The sequence below is a fragment of the Nodularia sp. LEGE 04288 genome (assembly GCF_963896525.1).
Lineage (GTDB): Bacteria > Cyanobacteriota > Cyanobacteriia > Cyanobacteriales > Nostocaceae > Nodularia.
Map to the genome: position 1 here is coordinate 11,311 of NZ_CAWQOY010000098.1, position 22,503 is coordinate 33,813.

At 42.7% G+C, this 22,503-nt stretch carries 17 protein-coding genes; 8 read left to right on the forward strand and 9 right to left on the reverse strand.

All coding sequences use genetic code 11. From position 1 onward, the window contains the following. Positions 1 to 53 precede the first annotated feature (53 nt). Complete coding sequence (locus AACX33_RS09195; RefSeq protein ID WP_193997500.1) at positions 54 to 1,826, forward strand: N-acetylmuramoyl-L-alanine amidase; 1,773 nt, start codon at positions 54 to 56, stop codon at positions 1,824 to 1,826. A 51-nt stretch (positions 1,827 to 1,877) separates the two neighbouring features. Here AACX33_RS09195 and AACX33_RS09200 read toward each other — a convergent pair whose 3' ends face one another. Next, a complete protein-coding gene (locus tag AACX33_RS09200) occupies positions 1,878 to 2,603 on the reverse strand; it encodes a hypothetical protein (protein WP_193997499.1) in 726 nt (241 codons plus the stop codon). 201 nt (positions 2,604 to 2,804) lie between these two features. Here AACX33_RS09200 and AACX33_RS09205 point away from each other — a divergent pair, with 201 nt between their 5' ends. Together AACX33_RS09205 and AACX33_RS09210 are read left to right on the forward strand one after the other, a co-directional pair. Next, positions 2,805 to 3,104: a hypothetical protein gene (locus AACX33_RS09205; protein WP_193997498.1), complete on the forward strand. Its 300-nt coding sequence runs from the start codon at positions 2,805 to 2,807 to the stop codon at positions 3,102 to 3,104. Positions 3,105 to 3,112: 8 nt separating this feature from the next. Continuing rightward, positions 3,113 to 3,796: a DUF6745 domain-containing protein gene (locus tag AACX33_RS09210; protein ID WP_228048615.1), complete on the forward strand. Its 684-nt coding sequence runs from the start codon at positions 3,113 to 3,115 to the stop codon at positions 3,794 to 3,796. Between the two features lie 90 nt (positions 3,797 to 3,886). On the opposite strand, the gene AACX33_RS09215 is transcribed toward AACX33_RS09210, so the two are convergent. From AACX33_RS09215 to argZ, 5 genes are all read right to left on the reverse strand, one after another. Beyond that, on the reverse strand, positions 3,887 to 5,725 hold the full coding sequence (locus tag AACX33_RS09215; protein ID WP_193997496.1) for a vWA domain-containing protein: 1,839 nt from the start codon (positions 5,723 to 5,725) through the stop codon (positions 3,887 to 3,889). 234 nt (positions 5,726 to 5,959) lie between these two features. Continuing rightward, positions 5,960 to 6,466: a DUF2085 domain-containing protein gene (locus AACX33_RS09220; protein ID WP_193997495.1), complete on the reverse strand. Its 507-nt coding sequence runs from the start codon at positions 6,464 to 6,466 to the stop codon at positions 5,960 to 5,962. A gap of 26 nt (positions 6,467 to 6,492) precedes the next feature. Continuing rightward, entirely contained in the window at positions 6,493 to 7,296 is an 804-nt protein-coding gene (locus AACX33_RS09225; protein ID WP_193997494.1) for a Uma2 family endonuclease, read from the reverse strand. 107 nt (positions 7,297 to 7,403) lie between these two features. Next, on the reverse strand, positions 7,404 to 7,571 hold the full coding sequence (locus AACX33_RS09230) for a hypothetical protein (protein ID WP_193997493.1): 168 nt from the start codon (positions 7,569 to 7,571) through the stop codon (positions 7,404 to 7,406). A 116-nt stretch (positions 7,572 to 7,687) separates the two neighbouring features. Beyond that, positions 7,688 to 9,799, reverse strand: coding sequence for a bifunctional arginine dihydrolase/ornithine cyclodeaminase (gene argZ / locus AACX33_RS09235; RefSeq protein ID WP_193997492.1), 2,112 nt, complete (start codon positions 9,797 to 9,799; stop codon positions 7,688 to 7,690). Between the two features lie 803 nt (positions 9,800 to 10,602). Here argZ and AACX33_RS09240 point away from each other — a divergent pair. Then, a complete protein-coding gene (locus AACX33_RS09240; RefSeq protein ID WP_193997491.1) occupies positions 10,603 to 12,240 on the forward strand; it encodes a TonB family protein in 1,638 nt (545 codons plus the stop codon). A gap of 244 nt (positions 12,241 to 12,484) precedes the next feature. Then, the gene (gene miaB / locus AACX33_RS09245) at positions 12,485 to 13,849 is read left to right on the forward strand and encodes a tRNA (N6-isopentenyl adenosine(37)-C2)-methylthiotransferase MiaB (protein ID WP_193997490.1); all 1,365 of its coding nucleotides are present in this window, start codon (positions 12,485 to 12,487) and stop codon (positions 13,847 to 13,849) included. A 51-nt stretch (positions 13,850 to 13,900) separates the two neighbouring features. Here miaB and AACX33_RS09250 read toward each other — a convergent pair whose 3' ends face one another. Beyond that, positions 13,901 to 14,749, reverse strand: coding sequence for a lysophospholipid acyltransferase family protein (locus AACX33_RS09250; protein WP_193997489.1), 849 nt, complete (start codon positions 14,747 to 14,749; stop codon positions 13,901 to 13,903). Positions 14,750 to 16,038: 1,289 nt separating this feature from the next. Here AACX33_RS09250 and AACX33_RS09255 point away from each other — a divergent pair. Then, positions 16,039 to 18,381: a hypothetical protein gene (locus tag AACX33_RS09255; protein WP_193997488.1), complete on the forward strand. Its 2,343-nt coding sequence runs from the start codon at positions 16,039 to 16,041 to the stop codon at positions 18,379 to 18,381. A 41-nt stretch (positions 18,382 to 18,422) separates the two neighbouring features. Here the strand turns inward: AACX33_RS09255 and AACX33_RS09260 are convergent, their stop codons facing one another. Further along, positions 18,423 to 18,623, reverse strand: a complete 201-nt coding sequence (locus tag AACX33_RS09260) for a hypothetical protein (RefSeq protein WP_193997487.1) — start codon at positions 18,621 to 18,623, stop codon at positions 18,423 to 18,425. 446 nt (positions 18,624 to 19,069) lie between these two features. Between AACX33_RS09260 and thrC the strand changes: the two genes are divergently transcribed. Beyond that, the gene (gene thrC, locus AACX33_RS09265) at positions 19,070 to 20,161 is read left to right on the forward strand and encodes a threonine synthase (protein WP_193997486.1); all 1,092 of its coding nucleotides are present in this window, start codon (positions 19,070 to 19,072) and stop codon (positions 20,159 to 20,161) included. Between the two features lie 52 nt (positions 20,162 to 20,213). Here the strand turns inward: thrC and AACX33_RS09270 are convergent, their stop codons facing one another. Next, positions 20,214 to 21,059 (reverse strand): Rpn family recombination-promoting nuclease/putative transposase, encoded by an 846-nt coding sequence (locus AACX33_RS09270; RefSeq protein WP_193997485.1) that lies wholly within the window; start codon positions 21,057 to 21,059, stop codon positions 20,214 to 20,216. A gap of 79 nt (positions 21,060 to 21,138) precedes the next feature. On the opposite strand from AACX33_RS09270, the gene AACX33_RS09275 reads away from it, so the two are divergent. Beyond that, positions 21,139 to 22,449: an ATP-binding protein gene (locus AACX33_RS09275; protein ID WP_193997484.1), complete on the forward strand. Its 1,311-nt coding sequence runs from the start codon at positions 21,139 to 21,141 to the stop codon at positions 22,447 to 22,449. Positions 22,450 to 22,503 lie beyond the last annotated feature (54 nt).

Below are 22,503 nucleotides of genomic sequence, written 5' to 3' on the forward strand. Positions count from 1 at the left end.
TTTTTGATGGCGAATTTCATTTTCGTCGTAACCCACCAAAACATCCCTCAATCATGCGATCGCTTATCGGATTAATCATTCTCGGTTCTCTCACAACTCCCACCCTAGCTTGGGCGCAAGCAAACACGCTCAAGGTGGTTTATCCGCCAGCAAACCACGAAACTAATACAGATAAAATATTTCTCCTGGGGACTGCACCACCCAGGGGACAAGTTATCATTAATAATCAGGTAATTAATCGCAGCAAATCTGGACATTTTGCCCCTAGCTTTCCCTTGGAGGTGGGAGAAAATCTGTTTACTGTACGTTACCAAAATCAAGAAATTCAGATGCAGGTAACTAGGGTTGATTCTCAGCCAAAAATACCACAAGAATTAGCTTTTATTGAAGATTCCCTAACTCCTAAACTTGATATTTCCCGACTACCAGGAGAAGAGATTTGTTTTAGTGCGATCGCTTCTCCCAATGCTAGTTTAAATGTCAAATTTGGACAGCAAACTGTTAAATTATCACCGCAGCAAGAACAAATATCTCTGCCCAGTAATTCAGCAATTTATCTAAATAAAAATCAACCTATAAATCAAGTTATCCCAGGTAAATATCAGGGATGCACAATATTAGCAATCTTAGAAGAGGAAGAAAAACCAGAATTTCAATTAACTCTCAATGGCGAAACCATAACTCAAATTAGTGCAGGGAAGATTCAAAGCCTTTCCTTAGCCAAACTCCCAGTAGTCGAAGTGATAGCTGAGGCTGGTGTGGCGCGGACAGGGCCCAGTACCACTGATTCACGCTTAACGCCTTTACCCAAAGGTGTGAGAGCATCTGTTACAGCAAAAGAAGGCGATTGGTTGCGTTTAGATTATGGAGGTTGGATTCATAGTCAAGAAACTCGGATGATTCCAGGCGCAATTCCCCCACGCTCAATGATTCGCAGTATAATATCCCGGCAATTACCAACAGCAACAGAAATAGTTTTTCCTCTACAAGTCCCTGTACCCGTCAGTGTTGAACAGGGGGATAAAACATTTACCCTGACGTTGCATAACACCACTGCCCAAACAGACACAATTCGCCTCGATGATAACCCCTTGATTTCTCGTCTGGATTGGCAGCAAATAGCTCCAGGGACGGTGAAATATACCTTTAACCTCAAAAAAGACCAACAATGGGGTTATAACCTGCAATACCAAGATACAAGCTTGGTTTTAAGTTTGCGTCATCCCCCGGCTATTCCCCGCAGACAACGACAACCTTTATCTGGGTTGAAAATTCTGCTGAACGCCGGACATGGTGGCGAAGAATTAGGTGCAGCAGGACCGACAGGTTATTTAGCTAAAGATTTAAATTTGGTAGTTACAAAACTGTTGCGGGATGAATTAGTACAGCGAGGTGCAACAGTGGTGATGACTAGGGAAGATGACCGGGATTTGTCTTTGGTGGCACGTCAGAAAATGATAGATCAAAAACAACCCGCGATGGCTTCGCCCGCCGTAGGCATCGCACTGACTTTTCATTATCGATTTTTGGCTGATGATGGCGACGCGGAAAATACGCAGGGTGTCAGCAGTTATTGGTATCATCCCCAGGCGCACAGTTTAGCTGTGTTGCTGCAAAATCGGTTAGTGCAAAATTTAGGTAGGTCTTCTTTTGGGGTGTATTGGAATAATTTAGCGCTGACTCGTCCCCATTCTGCGCCATCGGTTTTATTGGAGTTGGGTTTTATGAGTAACCCTGATGATTTTGAATTGGCGATGGATGTTCAGGAACAAAGGAGGTTAGCGAAGGTTTTGGCTGAGGGTGTTGTGGAGTGGTTTAATCGATGATTTTTGTCACGCAGAGACGCAGAGGCGCAGAGAGTAGGAGGAGTTGGGATTTTACGTTGGGTTAGTAGCTATTAATTTACCAATGTTATGGAAGTATTCATTCTTTAAACCATTAGCTACAGGATGTTTAGATATCACAAATACGGTTTGACTGTTTCTACAGGTTAAGAAACCTGATGAAGTTGGTAAAAACTCAACGTCTGTTATTGTTCTGGTGATTGTTCTCCAATAATATTCATATTTAGTTCCATAAAACACAACTGCTTTAGGTTGATGTTTTTTAATTTTTTCACTAATTGTATTGATGCGGGTTTCTAGACAATGCTTTTCGTACTGATTTCTGTCGGTTAAATAACTCAGCCGAGAATGATCCTTATATATCCAATGCTTGAGAGAGGGTGACGGTAAAGGCAATAATTCTAATAAACAAGTGTCCTTGTCTTTTCTGCCTAATTCTTCCATTTGATATTTAAGGACATCTTCTGTATTAATATTTTCTTTTCCTGCGGCACTTAATACAATGCGAATTAATTTATTCCAAGTTGGTTGTAATCTTGCATCCCATGCTCCCATAGCTATATGATATTCTGCAACATCTTCTATATCCTTTTTACCTCTATCACTCCATATATTTATTCTCTTTTGAATATTTTCAAAGTCTCCTCCTGATTCTTCCATTCCAATAAACCAATACTTTCCTTGGAAATTACCGTAGCCATAAAATGTTTCAATTAATTTTTCGAGAAGTTCATCATTAAAAAAATCTGGATTATTCATAGTTCCGCATTTTTACGTAGTTCATTTAACTTAATCGTTTAAAAATAAACGAGTATAAATTTAACGTCAAGTCAAGCAGACTTTGACTTTTAGTTATCAACTCTCAAATTCTCTGCGACTCTGCGCCTCTGCGTGAAATCAACGCCCAAAGTACCATAAAATTAGAAGATGTATAGCGATCGCAACTAACCCCAAACTGATATGCTTTACAGACATGGTGACGTTCTCATCAGCAAAATTGCGTCTTTACCCGTAAGTGTGCAAAAGCGCACAGGTGCTACTCTCGCACATGGTGAAATTACTGGACATAGCCATCGCATCCAGCAAACCGAAGCTGTTCAATTGTGGGTAAATGGTAGTGACCTATTTCTGGAAGTCAAACAACCCAGTGCTACCTTAATACATGAAGAACATCGAGCAATCGAATTACCCCAAGGCTTTTATCGGGTCTGGAAACAACGTGAATACCGTCCTGATGCTTATGTAGAGGTAGAGGACTAATGCTAAATATGATGTCGAAGGGGCGTATCCCCAAAAAGCCAGTTAAGCAACGCCCCAGTGATGAACCTGTATCTCCAGAAGTAGCACGAAAACTGATTTTGTCACATCGCGCCTGGGATGGGATGCGCGTTTTGGGTCATCTGAATTTAAGCGGCGCGTCGGATATTTACAATTTACCGGAAAACCTCACCTGTGAAAGCCTAGATATCAGCGACTGTGTGAATTTAACTACTCTTCCCCAAGGTTTGCACGTCACACATGGAATTGAGTTAGCTAATAGCGGAATTACAAGTTTACCTGCGGGACATGGTTTCGTCTTGCGCTGGCGAGGTGTGGAAGTAAATGATCAGATGGCTTTTGCATCAGACTCAATTACAGGACAGGATATTCTCAATATCGAAAATGTGGAGTTACGCCGTGTACTAATTGAGCGTTTGGGATACGAGACATTATTGCAGCAAGTGGGGGGCTTAATTCGCGATCGCGATCAAGATGCAGGTGGAGAACGTCAACTTGTTTACATCCCCTTTGAAGATGACGAACCATTCATGGTTTTAAAAGTCACCTGTCCATCCACAGGACACATTCATATCCTCCGCGTTCCCCCTCACATGAGAAATTGTCATCAAGCAGCAGCTTGGATTGCAGGTTTTAATAACCCAGATGATTATCATCCTTTGATTGAAGCATAAGCTCAAAAAAGTTAATGGTGGGTTACGCTGCGCTAACCCACCCTACAAAACTTCTTCCCCCCTGCACCCTACACCCTGCCCCTCTGCCTCTTAAATGGGTTGCACAAAACGCTTAATATCCCCACAAGCAATATAAGACTTACCATCAGGCGCTGTTTTCACTTCATCAACAACATAAAGCATACCTTCCTCCCGTACCGAACGAGGAAAGCGCATATTCCAATCCGGTTCATAACCGTCAGAAACTACCCTTGCCCTGAGCTTACTGCCATCTTTGACACACTGCACTAAAACCTGATTATCCACAGTGTCAGTTGTCTCCAAGTCAGCAGCACTAGCGGGACCCTTAGCAGCTTTACCCGTGCTAACTCGTTGCGTAGTTCTATGGGTAACAAAAGTATCTGCTACACCAGGTTGAGCAAAACGAGTAATCTCTCCCCGGACACGGTAAAAAGTGCGATCGCTTGAAAGTTCCAATCCTTCCACAACATAGCGTGCGCCTTCAGCCCGAATCCCTCGCGGAAACTGGATATTCTTGCTGGTATCATAACCCTCAGACATGACTTTAACTCGCAATTTACCGCCTTCGCGAACACAGTGCAGTTCCACACCAGAACCGACTTCATTCACAACCGGCATTGCATAGACTTCATCGCCAGCCGTGACACCACGACCTCCCAAATCGCTGCGATTGCGTGTCATTGTCTGGTAAGTTTGATCTCGCATTTCTTTACGTCCAGCATTACCCAGAGCTTTTTGGGCGATGCGATCCGCGAAATACTCCAGCTGATCTATCTCTTCAGCAATTTCAAAATTCTCATTTAACCCTTTATCCCGGAGTTCTTTCACTAATACCCGCAGGGTTTGTTCAGCTTCCTCATGTCTGCCATGTTCAGCTAAATTAAGGGCAATTTCTTTGGCTTTAGCAATGGTAAGACGGCTAAGTTCTAGGATAATATGGCTCGAAGACGCAGCAGCAGCTTCCTCCACAGTGCCAACTTTAGCGAAGACATCGGCTGTACCTGACACATTTTCAATCAGGTTATCTTGGACAACATCAGCGCTGTAATGCAGCTTGAACACAGGTAAATCACCAACTGGTGCTGAGGATATATCCAAACTCAACCCCAAAAGTTTATCTTCTCCTTCGTAAAGTTCGCCCAAATTAATCACAGCTTGACCAGCTTGATTATGACTGACTGTAGCCAGACTCAAAGTATCTAGGAGGCTAACACCATCAGCTAATTCCAGAGTCACTGTCAGGTTTTGACCTACCACGGCTCTAAGACTGTCTAACTCAATCCCAAAAACTTCCGTTGCTTCATCAATGCTTTGGATAAAGTAGAAATTCCCATTGGCGGCTCTAGCCATACCAATCAACAAATCTTCATTGAAACCTTGAGCAAATCCCAATGTAGTTGTAGTGATGCCTTCCTCAGCTTTTTTAGCAGATGTCGCCGTCAATACCTTGGGGTCTACAATACCCATATTGGCGTGACCATCAGTAAGCAAAAGCACACGGTTGATTTTTTGCGGATCAAGTTGTGCTTTGATATATTCGCAACCTTTGAGCCAACCCCCTGATAAGTTGGTAATACCCCCGGCTCTGACTTTGCGAATAGATGTTTTAAGTGCCGGCTTGTCAGTTACAGGCTGGGGTGCTACAACGGTATCCACTTCGTCATCGTAAACCACCACCGAGAGAATATCATTTGACTCCAGCTGATCCACCACAGACTCAGCAGCTTTAAGTGCATGATGCAAAGCACCACCCGCCATAGAACCGGAGCGGTCAATTACCAAAGAAAGATTCAGGTTACGTCGGGGAGATTCCGCAATATCAGCCCGAAAACGTAGCAGAATATTTGTCTTTAATGAAGATCCTGTAGGTAGGATAGCTTGGTCAAAATCGTAACTGGTATTAATCATTTGGTAGAGCCTTCTGAGTTAACTGTGGTCAGCTACAAGCAGATAATACAAGTGTATTAGTACTACCCTGAGTTTACCCAGAAAATAGTATAATCTGTATCAGCAATTACGCTTAAGTCAGGAGTTAATTAACCACAGAGGCACAGAGTACGCGGAGTTATGAGAATGCAGAGACGTTGCATGACTTGTGTCTATAAGGGTTTGAGAAAAAGCTTATTTAAATTTGGTCGATGTCTAGTGATCATGCTGCGACTCATGCAAAATCGGCATAGTTAACAACCCCCAAGCTAAACCCGTAATTAACCCAAAAGGTGTCACCAAATAATTATTAAAATCCCATAACCCGAAAACCTGTGCAGCCAATTCCAAAGGATAAGCCATCATCAACACACTAGCCAAAGCTGCACCATTCCAACCATATTGACTTAACCAGTAAAAACCCTGACCACCAGTTACCCCATATAACAACCGAGTAAATAGCAACCCCGAAACAGTACCATAGCAACGCATACACACAGCCATAATCAACGGGGGTGCTAAATCCAAACCCATATCAGGTTGCGGACAGACATGATTACCCATGAAATAAATAATGTCCGCAATCTTACCCAGCAAAGACACATCAGACGCAGCCAAAAAAGGAGCAATAGGGGGGCCAAAAACCATCCCCACCAACAGAAAATCAGCAATAAAACTCACCCAATTAACCTGAAAATCCCTTGACAAAATAACCCTTTGCATATTTTTTACTTTGCGAGAAAAATTTCTTAATCTATTGTATCTGGGTCAATACCCATTTCTCGCAATCGTGCTGCTAGTTGTGCTGCTTTGTGTTCTGCTTGTTCAGCCCTTAATCTTTGTAATTGGGCTTCTTCTTTACCGACTAATAATAAATTACCATCTAAATTCCACCAGCGCAGCCAAACTTGCTCAGGATTATTTAAATAACTTCCTTGCCATAATCCTAATTCTACACTTAAAGGGGGAATTGGATAATGTCCACGTTCGTTGGGCTGCATTTTTTGGTAGGAAAAATCTACCAAGTGATAAACTTCTAATTTCTCATGATTAACTTCATAAATAACATAGTAGGGAATGCGGATCACTCTTTCATATACCCAAAATTTCCCAGGTTTTGCACCTTCACGATTACCAGCTAAAGGTAGAGGTGTTTTGTCTCGTTCTTCGTCACCATTACCACTAGCTAATTCTATCGCAATTAATGGGGGTATATATTCCCGCCATAATACATAAGAACGGCGGATTTTACCTTCTAATCTTGGTGCTACATCAGGGACATAAAACCAATCTGGTGCAACTGTACCTTTTTCCGGTGGTTGTGTTTCGCGCCAATAAATACCACAATCTTGACCTATACAAAATTGTCCATCGGGATGTAACTTTTGTAAAGTTTGAATTATTGAGTCTGTAATAATAATGCTTTGGGGATGTTCTTGAAAGTTCTGACCTACGGTACGCTTCGCTAACACAAACGTACCATCAGACTCTGGTAGTTGAGTATGATCAGGAAACTGCGGTGGTATAGCAATATCAGCCAGGGTTTCACTCATACTATTCAAGGGATTGCAGTTGTTAATTTAGTATAACTTGGAGAGCGCAGGCTTTGCCCGCAGTAGCCATTGCTTTTTATCCTACAAGAATGAATCCAGAATGTGGCTTAATATTTTTTATCAAATAATTCTTCTGTTGAACTTTTTACACCAATATTTTCTGGTGTTTTAGTTTCTATAAAGGTAATTAACACTTGACTTTCTAAGATATTTTCAGGAATTTCAGTTAACTCAATTTTGCCATTTTTGTAGATTCCTTTCTCAGTTTGTAACATAATTAATTATGTCCTTTTTTAAAACTATAACTCTCTGCGACTGGAGCGCCTCTGCATGGAAAAAAACAAAGACACAAAAACCCTTAGCGTCTTTGCGCCTTTGCGTGATACATTTTTTAACCTACGCTAGCAACATAGGGATTTGTCAACTTCTCCAACTGCTGAATCAACAGACTGAGGAACAAACCGACATCAGTCACCACACCCACCGATTCCACAGAACCGCGATCGCTTAACTTAGTAACTACAGCTGGATTAATATCCACACAGACCATCTTCACCCCAGCCGGAGTCATATTCCCCACCCCAATGGAGTGCAACATCGATGACAGCATCAAAATCATCTCCGCACCCTCAATCAGTTTGGCGTATTCCTCCTGTGCCTTAATCAAATTCATTTGGGTATCAGGCAAAGGTCCATCATCCCGAATCGAACCAGCCAGGCTAAAAGGAATGTGATTGGAAACACACTCATACATCACGCCATTTTTAATCACTCCCGCTTCCACAGCCTTAGCAATGCTGCCATGACGGCGGATAGTATTAATGGCTTTAAGGTGATGGCGATGTCCACCACGGACAGCTACACCCCGCTTCATGTCCACACCGAGGGAAGTCCCCATCATATTTTGCTCAATGTCGTGGACGGCGATCGCATTACCACCCAAGAGCGCCTGTACATATCCTTCCCGAATCAGTTGCGCCAAATGTTCGCCGCCGCCGGTGTGAATCACCACAGGACCCGCAGTGACAACTACTTTACCACCAGCATCCCTAATTTTACGTAATTCCCAAGCGACTTGTTCCACCACAAGTTCCACACGTCTTTCACTGGAAACCCCGGCTGACATAAAGCTAAATTCTTGAGAATTACGCTGTTCACGGGATTCAGTTTTGCGGATAGTACGGATACCCAGTACGTCTACAATTACTCGGTCATTGACTTCTAAGTCACGTAAAAGTTTACACCTAGCTACTAAACCATTGGCAGTTTGAGTAATGGCGATCGCACCATCCATGCGCTGATTTTTTACCCGCACCCACTCACCGTTAATCCGCACTTCCGTAGGATAAATCGTACTAACGTAGAAATCATCAGGAGCCACCCCAGCTTGAATTACAGGCTGTAGTTTAGCATCTCGTTCATCTTGGGGTAAATTTACAGCCCCCAAATCGATTAACTGAGAGATGATTCCTTCCATCACCTCATGAGAAGGCGCTGACACTCGCACCTCAGCCGCAGATGTGCTTTGGCGTTGTTCTCCCAAGTTAAAATTCATGACTTGGAAGCTTCCCCCAGCATCCACAATCAAATCTAAAGCCCGGTTAATCAAACCAGAGTCGAGCAAATGCCCTTCCAGGCGAATCACGCGGCTTTCTACCGAGACATTGGCATGGATTTCTGTGTCTAGTGGTTCTGTGACCCGCAGTGTCAAACATTTAGCTGCACCACCTGCTTTGAGAAATTCCGTCAACGGCGTTTCAATGACTCGGAAACCAACATCTGCTAAACGTGCTTTTAACACATTGCTGGCTTTGTTCATGATCACGATGCTTTCCACATTCACCGTATTACAGGCAAAGTTGACTGCATCAGCTTCGGTAATTGCTATGCGCTTTTCTGGCGCAACTCGCATTTCTATTAAGCGATTAGAATAAGCATCAAAAGCGCCGGGATAATACAATAAATAGCCGTTAGCTAAAGGACAAAAGCAGGTATCTAGGTGATAGAAGCGCTCATCAATTAGTCGCAGGGATAGCACCTCAATATCTAACCATTTAGCCAAGTAAGGGTGTGAGTCTAATTCTGAACGAAAACCATATCCAGCCCATAACCAACGTCCTTCCCGATCTAAAAGTGCATCTCCAGCACCTTCAAATGGTAAGTCTTTCGGCAATAAATGAACCGTATAACCGTTTTCCTCAAACCAATTTTTAAAGAAAGGCTCTTCACCCTGACGTTCTTTGTGTAGAAATCGACTGAGAACGACATTTTCACCCAGGACTAAACCAGCATTGGCGGTAAACACCATGTCAGGCCAACCAATCTGGGGCGGGACTAAATCGACAATGGCGTTTTGTTTGAGGATGTGGTGGAGTTTTTGCCACTGTTCTACGGCGCGATCGCGCGAAGACTTGTGAATATTCCCTTCCATCCAGGGATTAATTACATAGTCTACATCGTAGTGGTCAGGGGCGCACATCAAGAAGCGAATCAGAGAAGTCATAAAAATATTAAAAGCGTTGAGATGCTACCAGCCTACTTCAAAGAAAGTTTTTTGTGGTTCTAATTTTTTGCAACCAGCTATTAACCGCTAGATAGACCTACTCAAATCTACTCATGAAACTGGAATTGCTTCCTTTTTGTCCACAGATGTAAATTCAAGCAGACTTTCTCCCTATTTACTCTAAATACAATGAATAGATTTAGAAGGATTTGGTGAAAGTTTTTTTTGCTGTTACCACCCTTCTATCTTTAAATACTTATGAGTGGGCAGCACAGGCTCTAGTCCTATTCTATTCTTATATCAAGATAAATAGCAAATACCAAGAAGATTAAAGTGTCAAAATGGCATAGGTAAACGCATCAAGATGATCACCTCTACTTTGGCTGGAGCAATCCTCTCAGAGCCAATCGCCTCATAGACAGAAGAATCGCCGTGCGTTCACGCCGGGGAGTGTCAATTAATCATTGAATATTTTATGTTGAACTAAATTGTTATCTGATATACAGCTTTTTCTTTCCAGCTTTGCAAAAAAAATAATTGCTATTTTATTGCAGAAAAATAAAAATAAAAGGCAAATATTATCTACAGCGATCATGATCATATAGGCTTCAATGCCTAAAAAGAATTTAAACTAAACGAAAAAATATATCTGCACACAAGCCTGATGATGAGCAATAGACTAGGAAGTGTCGGCGAAAAGAGGCGATCGTATGATTACCGAAACAATTTTAATTTTTTACTTGATATTTTGAGCCAGTGCGTTCTAATATAACTAAGCAAGTGAGAATAGGTAGCAATAGACTATGAGCTTTTCCGGCATTACTGTCAAACATCGTTCCCAAGAAGTTGAAGCTCTCAAGACTTTCTTGATTTACAGTCTAATTGGCTCGTTAACGCTACACATCGGCGTACTAGCTTCGGGTATAGGTAGTTTGTTGGTGAGAGTGCCGAAAGAAGAATACGAACCAATAGAGTTAGCAATTATCGATCCCATAGAAGAGCCGCCGGTCGAAAAACCAGAAAAACCACCGGAAATAATTCCCGAAAAAATTAAAATACCCGAACCTACCAAGATTGTTACGAGTAGAGTCACACCAATAACTCCGGTAACTCCGGTAACTCCGGTAACTCCGGTAAAAATTGAGCCGACATTTTCCCAGCCTACTGTAGCACCTCAACAACAGCAGCCAACGGTAACTCCACCAGCGCCAAAGGTTGAAAGTGTGAAAACTCCGCCGGTTCCTCAGCCACCGCAACCAACAGTTTCTCAGCCACCCCAACAAACTACAGCAACCACAGCACAACCCCAATCTACGAGTCCCCCACGCCAGGAATCTGTAGCTAAGTTAGAATCTCTGTTGACTGCAACAACAACATCATCAGAATCGACAATTGCAGTTCCTCAGACGAATCAAGCTAGTGAACAACTCCGAGGAACTTTAAGTGGACTAAGAGATTCCAGAGTCACTCAAAGCAGTAATACAGTAGCTTCAGGTACAAATAATAATACAAATAATAATACAAGTAATAGTACAAGAGTACAGCGATCGCCAATAGCAGCAGCACCCACTGCGCCCAGCACTCCACAGATCAAAACAGCGCCACAAAATAATAATAGTGGTGGTAATTCCAGAAGTTCAGGTAATGGTCGTGCAGGTTGTATTGATTGCAACACCAGCTATCCAGAGTTTGCTAGACGGCGAGGCATTGAGGGAACAGTAGGTATAGTTCATGATGGTGTCGATTCCCAAGGAAAACTTATCAATCCGCGGATTGATAAATCTAGTGGTAACAGCAGATTAGACGAAGAAAACTTGAGACAAGCCCGTAATGAATGGATATTGAAACCCTCATCAGAGGGTGGCAAAATAAACACAGATTATGCTCTAGAAGGTTCACGGCGACACCGCGAACTCCAAGAACGCAAAAGAAAAGAACAAGAGCAAGCTAGACAGAGAAGCCGCGAGAGAGCAGCATCTAGTTCCAGCCCCTCACCAAGTACAAATACTCCTCCAGCCAAAACCACCAGCGAACCCACAGTCAGAGCCAGACGAGAAATTACACCCACAGCACCAGCCGCCCCAGTCACCAGACCCGCCGCAGCAACACCAGTCAGACAACCGCGTCAGCCTGAGCAAAACACCGCCGCAGGTTCATCATCTGGAACCAGGAAGACTCCTACTCCTAGCCAGTCAAATGTCAGAAATTCTTTGCGTAGAGTCAAGCGTCAGCGAACCAATCCAGCGCCAGCAGCAGCACGACCAGCGCCACGACCAGCGCCAGTAGCGCAACCTAGCACAAATCGGCGGCCACGTCCCACAGCAAGTACACCACCTCCGGCTGCTCCCGCCAAGCCCTCATCTTCTGGTCAAAATCAGTTGCGGAATTCATTACGCCGTAGTCGCGAAGCAGCTCCACCTGAGCCTACAAGTCAGGAGTAGATAGACAAAGGCTGGGACATTATTCCCCAGGTTCAACTTAGCAGCCTGGGGAGACATAGCATTTCCTAGTCTAATGAAGTACACAATTATCTGCGTTTATCTGCGTCCATCTGCGTTTAATTATTACTGCTTGTACCTCACTTGAATGGGAATTGCTATAGCGTTCAATAGTTACCTAGTTGTTATATCTAATAGAATAGAAACAAAGTTTATATTCCGTGACGCTAACTCAGCATAATCGCCCATGACTACTTCTAATCGCCACTACCACATTATTACTTTCGGTTGCCAAATGAATAAAGCCGACTCCGAGCGCATGGCTGGCATTTTAGAAGACATGGGCTTTGAATGGTCGGAAGACCCTAATGATGCAGATTTGATTCTCTACAATACCTGCACGATTCGGGATAACGCCGAACACAAGGTGTATTCTTACCTCGGTAGACAAGCTAAACGCAAGCACGAAAAGCCTGATTTAACACTGATTATTGCTGGTTGTGTTGCCCAGCAGGAAGGAGAAGCCCTATTACGACGAGTGCCAGAATTGGACTTGGTAATGGGGCCACAACACGCTAACCGGCTCAAAGATTTGCTGACATCAGTGTTAGATGGTAATCAAGTTGTGGCTACTGAGTCGGTTCACATCATGGAAGATATCACCCAGCCACGAAGAGATAGCAGTGTGACTGCTTGGGTAAATATCATTTATGGCTGTAATGAACGCTGCACTTATTGTGTGGTTCCTAATGTGCGTGGTGTAGAACAATCTCGCACGCCAGAAGCCATACGTGCCGAAATGGAGGAACTAGGACGACAAGGTTACAAGGAAATTACCCTACTCGGTCAAAACATTGACGCTTACGGTCGAGATTTGCCGGGGACAACTTCAGAAGGGCGGCATCTGCATAATTTCACTGATTTACTTTATTATGTACATGATATTCCAGGCATTGAACGCTTAAGATTTGCTACTAGTCATCCCCGTTATTTTACTGAGAGATTAATTAAGGCTTGTGCTGAGTTACCCAAAGTGTGTGAACACTTTCACATTCCCTTTCAATCAGGGGATAATGAACTGTTGAAAGCAATGTCACGGGGTTATACTCACGAGAAATATCGCCGGATCATTGATACAATTCGCCGCTATATGCCCGATGCGTCAATTAGTGGCGATGCCATTGTGGGCTTTCCTGGAGAGACAGAAGCACAGTTTGAAAATACCTTGAAGTTGGTAGAAGATATCGGCTTTGACTTGTTGAATACAGCCGCATATTCCCCCCGTCCAGGTACACCGGCGGCTTTGTGGTCAAATCAACTCAGTGAAGAAGTTAAAAGCGATCGCCTCCAAAGATTAAACCATTTAGTCAACGTCAAAGCATCCGAGCGATCGCAACGTTACATGGGACGTATCGAAGATGTCTTAGTGGAAGAGCAAAACGCCAAAGATCCCACCCAAGTCATGGGACGCACTGGCGGTAATCGTTTGACTTTCTTTAATGGCGACATCAACGAATTAAAAGGGACAATTGTCAAGGTAAAAATTACTGAAGTTCGGGCTTTTAGTTTGACAGGTGAACCAGTAGAAGTGCGGCAAGCAGTACCAGTTTAGAAATGGTAACAAAAGAAGTGCAAGCAAATATTTCGCCATTGCTTTTGTAAATCAGTCCTCAGCACTGAGTTTAACTAATTGGTCTAACTCTTGCTGCATCTGATTTACAACTAATTCATAGCATTCTTGGACATAATGGCGATCGCTTGCCGCTTCCCGACCATAGCGTTCAAATACAATGGGTTTACACACCCGCGTTTGAATCGGCACTGGTAATGGGAGATTAGGCAGAGGCCCCAATGCTAATCCCCACGGTAATCCCAAATAAATAGGAAAGACTACCGGGTCAATCCCAAACAACCAAGGCATTCCCCATTTATGGAGTTGCTGTAAAATCTTATAGAAGTCAGCCAACACAAACAGAGTATCGTGAGCGCCAGTAGAAATCACAGGTACAATCGGGACGTTTTCCCGTAGCGCTAGCTTAATAAATCCTTTTCGTCCGGCAAAATAAATTTGATTACGCAAATGATGCGGTCGAAAGACATCTTCAGCTCCCCCAGGATAGACTAGTACGCTCGCCCCAGAACGCAAAGCCGCGTAAGCCATTTTCGGATGCGCGATCACTGCGCCACTCTTAGCAGCCATTTTTGCTATTGCTGGGGTAAATTTCCAAATATGGGGATGCATGAGACCGTAGACAGGTTTTTCATACCCAAATTTTCGGAACCAGTCGTACATCATCATCGACATATCAGGCGCAGCTAGTCCTCCATTGTGAGAACCGACGAAGAGGACTTTTTTTTCGGGTGATATATGATGCCAACCACTAGTTTCAACTCGAAAGTAGTAATGATACAAAAAGCTCAATAAGGGCATCAAAGATTCGATGAACTGGGGATCTCGTTCATCTAAAGACCAACCAAGTTTGGTTTCGCGTTTATGTTTCTCTTGTAACATTTAGGATGATTAACAGAATTAATAAAAATGTGACTATTGCGCTTGTTACAGTTACTGTACCACAGTATTAATACATAGACTTTTATTTATCTAAGTAATAATTTAAATTTGAATTTACGTAAATTAGCAAAATTTTTTCCCACTCACCGACAAAAATAGAGTGGAATTGCACAAACCCAAAATATGGCAGTCAATAGTCTTGCCCAGAAAATGGATTTCGGTGGAACTGCGGTTTTTATATTCGGCTTATAGCTAGATTATAACTATATTTAAGTTTTTTTTCATACATATACCTCTGCTCGTGATCATATGGCAGATATGCCAGTAATTTTGTCACATTTTTGACAATATGTGATTTTGTCAATTTTCTGCGAAAAGATTTGGTGAAATGGCATAAATTACCAAAAGGCTTCTCATAGTTATACTTAGAAGCAAATTTCAGTCGGCAATTTTATGGTTGAGGATCTGCCAAAATGGCAACTCATTAAATTTATTATGTGATATATTCATGATCAATACCAGAATTGACTATAATTAAAATACGGAATTCAGCATAATTAGCTGTTCCTTTTATTGACATAATCCGCTTTCGTAAAAACCTATTAATTTTTTTATTGCTAATTTTCTAAATTCCAAGGTGTATTGCCACTTTCAAGCTATATCGACGGGATAAAACCCGTCTTTTATTTTGCCAACGATTTTGACAAAATGCTTGATTACGAGTGTTGCCTCATAGAGTATTGCTGGTAATATGGGCATTTTTCGCTGTGTAAAGCTCTTTTAGCTGAGATTTGGCTGATGTATTTGGGAATGCCGAAAACAACCCTTATCAGCTTTTATGACATTTGGACACATCCCATAGGAAGATGACTAAGTAGGATAATAATAGGTACATTAATCCGGGATGTTGTTATGCACTGGATTTATAGTGAGGTTTGGTGATCAGCCAAACCTCTTTTATTATTCGTAGCCAGAAAAAAGATTAATAGTGGTCACAAATAACATATTGCTAATGCATAAGTATTTTCTAACTAGTAAACGATCATAGGAGGATGTCGCCTCATGTGGAATTTTAGGGTTCGGAATTTCAAAATAGCAATCTCCCATAGGTTAATGGCTGATCCTCAAGTCCTAGAGCCAATACAGCGAATCGGCTCGGATAATATCGTTAGTCGAAGATAAAGTTATGGCATAATAATGAAAAATTTCTAGGCAACATTGCCAAAGCCGGAGTATAAAAGAAAAAATATCAAACACAAACCTCATCTCTGGCTTAACTAAGAACTAAAATGGCAAATCGCTCGCGAAAGCCAACGCCAAAATCTTCTCCAGGAAATCAGTCTGATGGAAATGGGAAAAAACGCGCCGCCTCAAATCCCCAGAAAAAGTCTCAATATCGCGGTTGGCTGTGGTCAACCTTAGCCCTGACTCTTTTGTTGAGCAGTGCTGGATTAATTGTGGCTTTTGCTTGGATGAGTATTCTCTTCATCTTTAATCCGGAACAGTTAGCTTGGGTGAACGAATTTTTACCCGAATGGGTGCAAATTCCGGTGAATAACAGCGAACGTCCCCAAAGCCTCAAACAAATTCAAGATGGTCTGAGTCAAGAACAAATAGCGGGGAAATCCCTTCCATTAGATGAAGAGTCAGACTCATTTTTATTACCAATTTTTCAGCAGCGTGTCAATTGCCAGTCTGATTGTCAAGAAATTGTGGAACTGAGAGTTTACCAGCGCTCAGAAGACCGAGAATTTCAATCACAGTCAGAAAAATACTATTATCTAGCGACTCAATTACCAATCACTGCGCCAGACGAATCCTTGATTGATCGTGCATTAGAATACCGAGATGACAATACTCGTCTCCCCTTAACTGAAATTCAATCTTTAGGATCTGACACAGGATCACCAGGGTTTTGGTTGGCTTTGTGGGGTGAGCGTCAACAAGAAACTAATGCGATCGCTTACGGTTATATTATCTATTACAATCCCCAACGTCAGAACCTACTACAGTTGTTATCTTGGCAGAGTCCCCAAGGAGAGATACCCCAATGGCAGCAGGTGACTGGTGGGGGTGCAAAGGAGTTAGTTATTGATCAAACTGTCGGTTTAGAACCCCAGTTAAGCGTTTACCAAGTCCAATCCACTAATTATTACCTCAACCCTCTTCAACTAACTGAGATATCGCTAAAATCACCAGGATTTCAGGATTCTGCTTATGCAGATGCCTTATTAATTGCGCGGAATGGATTATGGACACCTGCTTTTGAATGGTTGCAATTCATCCAGAAACAGCAAAAAGGAGGTTTACCCGCAGCCGCTCAAGCCCAAGTCGATGTGATTCGCTTGCATTCCCAATTAACCAAAGCGCAAGCAGATATCAGTTGGGCTAGTCCTAGTCAACAAGTATTGGCAGAGTTGATTGATGGTCGTTGGGCAAAGGCTTTACAGGTATTTGAAGCATCGCCGCAGAATGCCCAAGAAATCGCGACTCTACTGAAAGCAGATACCGGGCGTTTGTGGAATCGCACAGTGGCGGCGTTGCGAGTCAATCCCATGCGACAAGATGTGCAAGCTTGGGCGACTTTAATTTTAGCAGCCCAGAAGGGGGAAAAATCTGCTAATTCTTGGTTAAAGTCCCAACCGAATATTACCCCAGCCACTCTTACCTATGTTCAAGGTTTGTTACCACAACTCCAGGGCGAGGTGGTAAAGCCGCCGCCAATATTGCCTAATCATCCCAGTCAAATTATGGGTGCGGTGCAACCCGTTGCTGAAATTAACTCTTCGGAATGGTTACAACCGAATGGAAACGCCGACCTTAAACTCACAGATAACCAAATTTGGTATCGGGTAGAGGTAAATGCTTTTCACTATGGTAAAAGCTGGCTAAGTTCTCCTTTTAGGAATTTGCAACCGCCCAGCAATTCCCCAGCCCAGTTTTTTTGGAGAACTTTGGGAATTAATTCTAATTCAGTTATTCAGATTATGATCTGGGATGCACAAGGCAAACAGCAAGTTACTTCCGCTACTATCAAAGCTGTACGCTGGCAAAATGGGGTTTTGCAGCTATTGGCTGCTGGGCCAGAAATTGCTAATTATCAGCATCATCCTCTCCAACCCAAACCTTTAGCCCTGACTGAAACGACGCTGGAATGGGTGCAACCATCTCCGATTACTCTGACAACGCTGTATCAACAAAATCCTCAAGCTGTGGAGGCTATGCTGCCGATTCTGTGGCGTTCTTTACAACAAATCGGTCAGCTGACTGTTGGTGATATTCCTAGCTTCGGGCAAATTCAAGCACAAATAGGTGATTGGCCGCTACAAATGATTGATTTAACAAATGATACTCAGCCTGAAATGGTGCTGACGATTTCCACCGAGGCGATCGCTTCTTTGCAGGATATCAAATTGGACACCCAAACACCAGAGAAAAACCAGTCCCGTCCTCGTACCCTGATTTTATCGAATACTGGTCAGGTGATCTATACAGATTTTGAAAATAATTCCGGACAATCATTGACAGCGATCGCCAAGCTGTCTAATAGTCAATCTCTGGCATTGTTAGTAGAGAATGTCCAGAACTACAGCCTGAAGCGTTGGTCAAATCAAAATCAGCGCTTTGAGTAGTAGTATTTCTCAACTATCAGCTACAGGCGATCGCGATCATCTTAATTAGTTGATGATTCTGGGTGATTATCCGATAGCCTCTGTGCTTTGAGGTTTTGTAATTGCTGCAATAGGGAATCTACCTCTGCTTGCAGGTACTTCAGTTTCGCTTGCTGGTCATCTTGATAATAAGACTTGGTTAAATCGCTAACCCAGAGAGTCTGGGAGTGACGTTCAGAAACACTAGATGAATAGGTAGGCATTGTTAACTAAAATTCACAACTCAACTCACACCATCAGTAAATATAATAATGTAAGTTTAAGGTTTGTTAAACACTTGTATAGTTTTTATCATAAAATCTCATAGGTTATGGGTGTATCTATAAGTGAAGGTAATTGTGCTGTATTCTATACTGAAATCTCTGCTTTGCTTTCTCTCAAGCTAGGGTGAAGTTGCCAGAGGAGGTGAGTATGTCAACGGATAATGATATTATGATGTTTTCCAGCATCGACTCCTATTGATAGTGACGATAAACTGGCATTCCACATAAAATAAAAATTATCAATGAGACGTTGGCACTAAAGATAGATAATATTCTTCTAGAATCAAAAATCTGGAAAATACACCTAAAAAGGAGAAATTAAGTTTTTTTCCTGGCCAATGCAGCGCTCCCTCATCCCAATCCTTAGTTAAAAACTTTTAAAGCCTGTGACTGTGAGTTTGTCTGTTGCTAAATCTTATCGCCAACCCTGGCCCGGACTGATTGAAGCCTATCGTGAGTACTTGCCTGTTAGCGAAAAAACGCCTGTTGTCACCTTATTAGAGGGTAATACTCCCTTGATTCCGGTACCGGCGATCGCAGAACGTATTGGCAGACAAGTAAAAGTGTATGTGAAATACGATGGTCTGAACCCCACTGGTAGCTTCAAAGACCGGGGTATGACTATGGCAATTTCCAAGGCCAAGGAAGCCGGGGCGAAAGCGGTAATTTGTGCCAGTACAGGCAACACCTCAGCCGCAGCCGCAGCTTATGCAAAACGTGGCGGAATGAAGCCCTTTGTACTCATCCCCGATGGCTATGTGGCGCTGGGTAAGTTAGCACAGGCGTTGTTATATGGTGCAGAAGTTTTAGCCATTAAAGGCAACTTTGACCGGGCGCTGGAAATTGTCCGCGAAATGGCAGAAAGTTATCCTATCACTTTAGTTAATTCCGTGAATCCCTACCGTTTGGAAGGGCAAAAAACCGGAGCATTTGAAGTTGTCGATGCTTTGGGTAATGCCCCAGATTGGTTGTGTATCCCCGTGGGCAATGCCGGAAATATCACAGCATATTGGATGGGGTTTTGTCAATATCATCAAGTCGGAAAGTGCGATCGCTTGCCCAGAATGATGGGATTCCAAGCCGCAGGTGCAGCCCCTCTAGTGAATGGACAGCCAGTTTCTCATCCTGAAACCATCGCCACAGCTATCCGCATTGGTAACCCTGCTAGTTGGGATAAAGCGATCGCAGCTCAAACTGCCAGTCAAGGCTGCTTCAAAGCCGTTACAGACGAGGAAATTTTGGATGCTTATAGACTTTTGGCATCATCAGAAGGTATTTTTTGTGAACCCGCCAGCGCTGCATCTGTAGCTGGATTATTGCAGGTTAAAGACCAAGTTCCCACCGGGGCGACAGTGGTTTGTGTCCTGACTGGGAATGGTTTAAAAGACCCAGATACCGCGATTAAACACAGTCACAGCCAATTTAAACAAGGCATCGATGCTGAATTGGGTGCAGTAGCTAAAGCGATGGGATTCTAACCGCAAGGCGGAAGGGGCGTATTGCAATACGCCCGTACAAAAGCTAAATTTATTACAAAACTTGTCGTAGTTCCTCAACTGTATTTGAAGTTTTGATCGCTTGTTGAACTGCTTTTAATTGTTGTAAATCATGGATTTGCGAGATAATTGGCATTAATTCCAAGCCAGGAATGCCAAATTTAATCTCTAACGCTAACTCAATACCATTTTTCAATCCACGTCCCTCGCCACGTTTTTCACCCTCGCGTAAAATTTCTTGATACCAAGGCGATTCGTGTAATACAGCCATATCCCACCTCATGATTTCTTGAACTAAGGCGCTGTCTAGTACAAAGGTTGCAAAAAAAGCTAACACTGTTTCCAGTTGGTTTAATTGCTCATCTGCACGCAAAAGTTGTAATGCTTCTCTAATTGTAGATTCCTTTTCACCGCCTTTCAGTATGGGGACAAATGGCAGTAATGACGGTAGTGGTTGCTGAAAAGCAATATTTACATCGACTTCCCATAAATTAATCACGCGGTAATCTTGGCGTGCTTGCAAGCCGGCAACGTTTGATGTGTACGTTGATGGGATTTCCGCGTTACTGACTTTGAGAATATTAATTAATACCGGGTAGATTGGTAAATTATATTTTTCCTCTGCCAGTCCAACATAAGCACGCATTCGACGAGGCATTTGTGGCTGATAGCGTAATTGTAATTCATTGAGAACGAGAAATTCTCCAACTTGAGGACTGTTAACGCGAATTAAAACATCACTTTCTCTACTTATCCATTGAAATTCCGAATTGAGGATTTCGGCTGCTGTGACATCAGGAATCTGTGTCACCCATTTTACCCAGTTGTCGGGTGCGAGGCTAATTAACTTTTTGGTGCTAACATCTGCGGGTTTGGTCATAAATTCGGAAATATCAGCATGAGCAACTGTATAATCACGTAAAAGGCAGTAGTATTAGGCTGATTTCGGCTAATTTGTCATGAAACTGAATGTAAATAAGTTTTTTAAGGCGTGCAACCCTGCCAAAACATTGGTAGTCAGCAAACTTGAAGATAGACAGTATTATATTGATTTTTCTAAAGTACGTGGTGCCAAGATTATTGAAGAATTAGGCCGGACTATTACCCGTCTCTCACCTGATGAACCTACCTGTCAATTATTTACAGGACATATCGGTTGTGGTAAGTCTACTGAATTGCTGCGACTGAAAACCGAGTTAGAACAGCAGGGGTTTCATGTGGTTTATTTTGAATCTAGCCATAGCTTGGATATGGCGGATGTGGATATTACAGATATTTTATTGGCTATAGCCAGGGAAGTCAGTCTCAGTCTAGAAGCAGTCACAATTAACCTCAAACCGGGATACTTTCAAAATTTATTTAAAGAAATTGTTGATCTTCTCCAAACACCGTTAGATATTGGCGTAGAAGCCGAGTTGTCTGTGGGTATTGGCAAGATTACAGCTAAAACTAAAGATAGTCCGAAACTGCGATCGCAATTACGGCAATATTTAGAACCGCGCACCAACGGCATTTTAGAATCAATCAACCAAGAATTGCTCAAACCAGCCATAGAAAAGCTGAAGCAGCAAGGTAAAGAAGGACTGGTGGTGATAGTTGATAACCTTGACCGCATAGATAATTCTTTGAAACCAGGGGGTTCCTATTACCAACCAGAATATCTGTTTGTGGAACGTGGCGAACAGTTAAACAAGCTAAATTGTCACGTTGTTTACACCATTCCCCTAGTATTAATTTTTTCCAACGCTTTAGGAAGGTTAACGAATCGGTTTGGGGTAGACCCGAAAGTTTTGCCAATGGTCCCGGTAAAGTCACGTCATGGGGCTGATTTTCTCCCAGGAATTACACTGCTGCAAGAGATGGTCATGGCTAGAGCATTTCCTGGGGTGAATTGGCTGCAAAGCCAGCATTTAATTACAGAAGTGTTTGAACAGGCTGATAGTTTAGAGCGACTTTGCCGAGTTAGCGGTGGTCATCTGCGTAACTTGTTGATGTTATTATTTCGTTGTCTGCAAAGAGAAGATCCTCCTCTGTCGCCTGAGTGTGTGGAAAAAGTGATTAAACAACGGTGTAATGAGCTAAGTTTGGCTATTACTGAAGATGAGTGGGAATTACTACGTGAGGTGAAGGAACTGAAAAGCTTTACAGGTGATGAAAGATATGAAGTTTTGCTCCGCAGTATGTTTGTCTTTGAATACCGGGATGACGATGGTTCTTGGTTTGATATCAATCCGATTTTGGTAGCAAATGAGGAAGGTAAATCAGAGTAGTGGCGTGAACCAGATCCCCGACTTCTCAAAGAAGTCGGGGATCTAATAGGGATC

What these genes read in the sequence shown, in the direction of transcription:
- AACX33_RS09195 (WP_193997500.1), top strand. Translation starts at nt 54, where the DNA reads ATGCGATCGCTTATCGGATTAATCATTCTCGGTTCTCTCACAACTCCC.
- AACX33_RS09200 (WP_193997499.1), bottom strand. Translation starts at nt 2,603, where the DNA reads ATGAATAATCCAGATTTTTTTAATGATGAACTTCTCGAAAAATTAATT.
- AACX33_RS09205 (WP_193997498.1), top strand. Translation starts at nt 2,805, where the DNA reads ATGCTTTACAGACATGGTGACGTTCTCATCAGCAAAATTGCGTCTTTA.
- AACX33_RS09210 (WP_228048615.1), top strand. Translation starts at nt 3,113, where the DNA reads ATGATGTCGAAGGGGCGTATCCCCAAAAAGCCAGTTAAGCAACGCCCC.
- AACX33_RS09215 (WP_193997496.1), bottom strand. Translation starts at nt 5,725, where the DNA reads ATGATTAATACCAGTTACGATTTTGACCAAGCTATCCTACCTACAGGA.
- AACX33_RS09220 (WP_193997495.1), bottom strand. Translation starts at nt 6,466, where the DNA reads ATGCAAAGGGTTATTTTGTCAAGGGATTTTCAGGTTAATTGGGTGAGT.
- AACX33_RS09225 (WP_193997494.1), bottom strand. Translation starts at nt 7,296, where the DNA reads ATGAGTGAAACCCTGGCTGATATTGCTATACCACCGCAGTTTCCTGAT.
- AACX33_RS09230 (WP_193997493.1), bottom strand. Translation starts at nt 7,571, where the DNA reads ATGTTACAAACTGAGAAAGGAATCTACAAAAATGGCAAAATTGAGTTA.
- argZ (WP_193997492.1), bottom strand. Translation starts at nt 9,799, where the DNA reads ATGACTTCTCTGATTCGCTTCTTGATGTGCGCCCCTGACCACTACGAT.
- AACX33_RS09240 (WP_193997491.1), top strand. Translation starts at nt 10,603, where the DNA reads ATGAGCTTTTCCGGCATTACTGTCAAACATCGTTCCCAAGAAGTTGAA.
- miaB (WP_193997490.1), top strand. Translation starts at nt 12,485, where the DNA reads ATGACTACTTCTAATCGCCACTACCACATTATTACTTTCGGTTGCCAA.
- AACX33_RS09250 (WP_193997489.1), bottom strand. Translation starts at nt 14,749, where the DNA reads ATGTTACAAGAGAAACATAAACGCGAAACCAAACTTGGTTGGTCTTTA.
- AACX33_RS09255 (WP_193997488.1), top strand. Translation starts at nt 16,039, where the DNA reads ATGGCAAATCGCTCGCGAAAGCCAACGCCAAAATCTTCTCCAGGAAAT.
- AACX33_RS09260 (WP_193997487.1), bottom strand. Translation starts at nt 18,623, where the DNA reads ATGCCTACCTATTCATCTAGTGTTTCTGAACGTCACTCCCAGACTCTC.
- AACX33_RS09270 (WP_193997485.1), bottom strand. Translation starts at nt 21,059, where the DNA reads ATGACCAAACCCGCAGATGTTAGCACCAAAAAGTTAATTAGCCTCGCA.
- AACX33_RS09275 (WP_193997484.1), top strand. Translation starts at nt 21,139, where the DNA reads ATGAAACTGAATGTAAATAAGTTTTTTAAGGCGTGCAACCCTGCCAAA.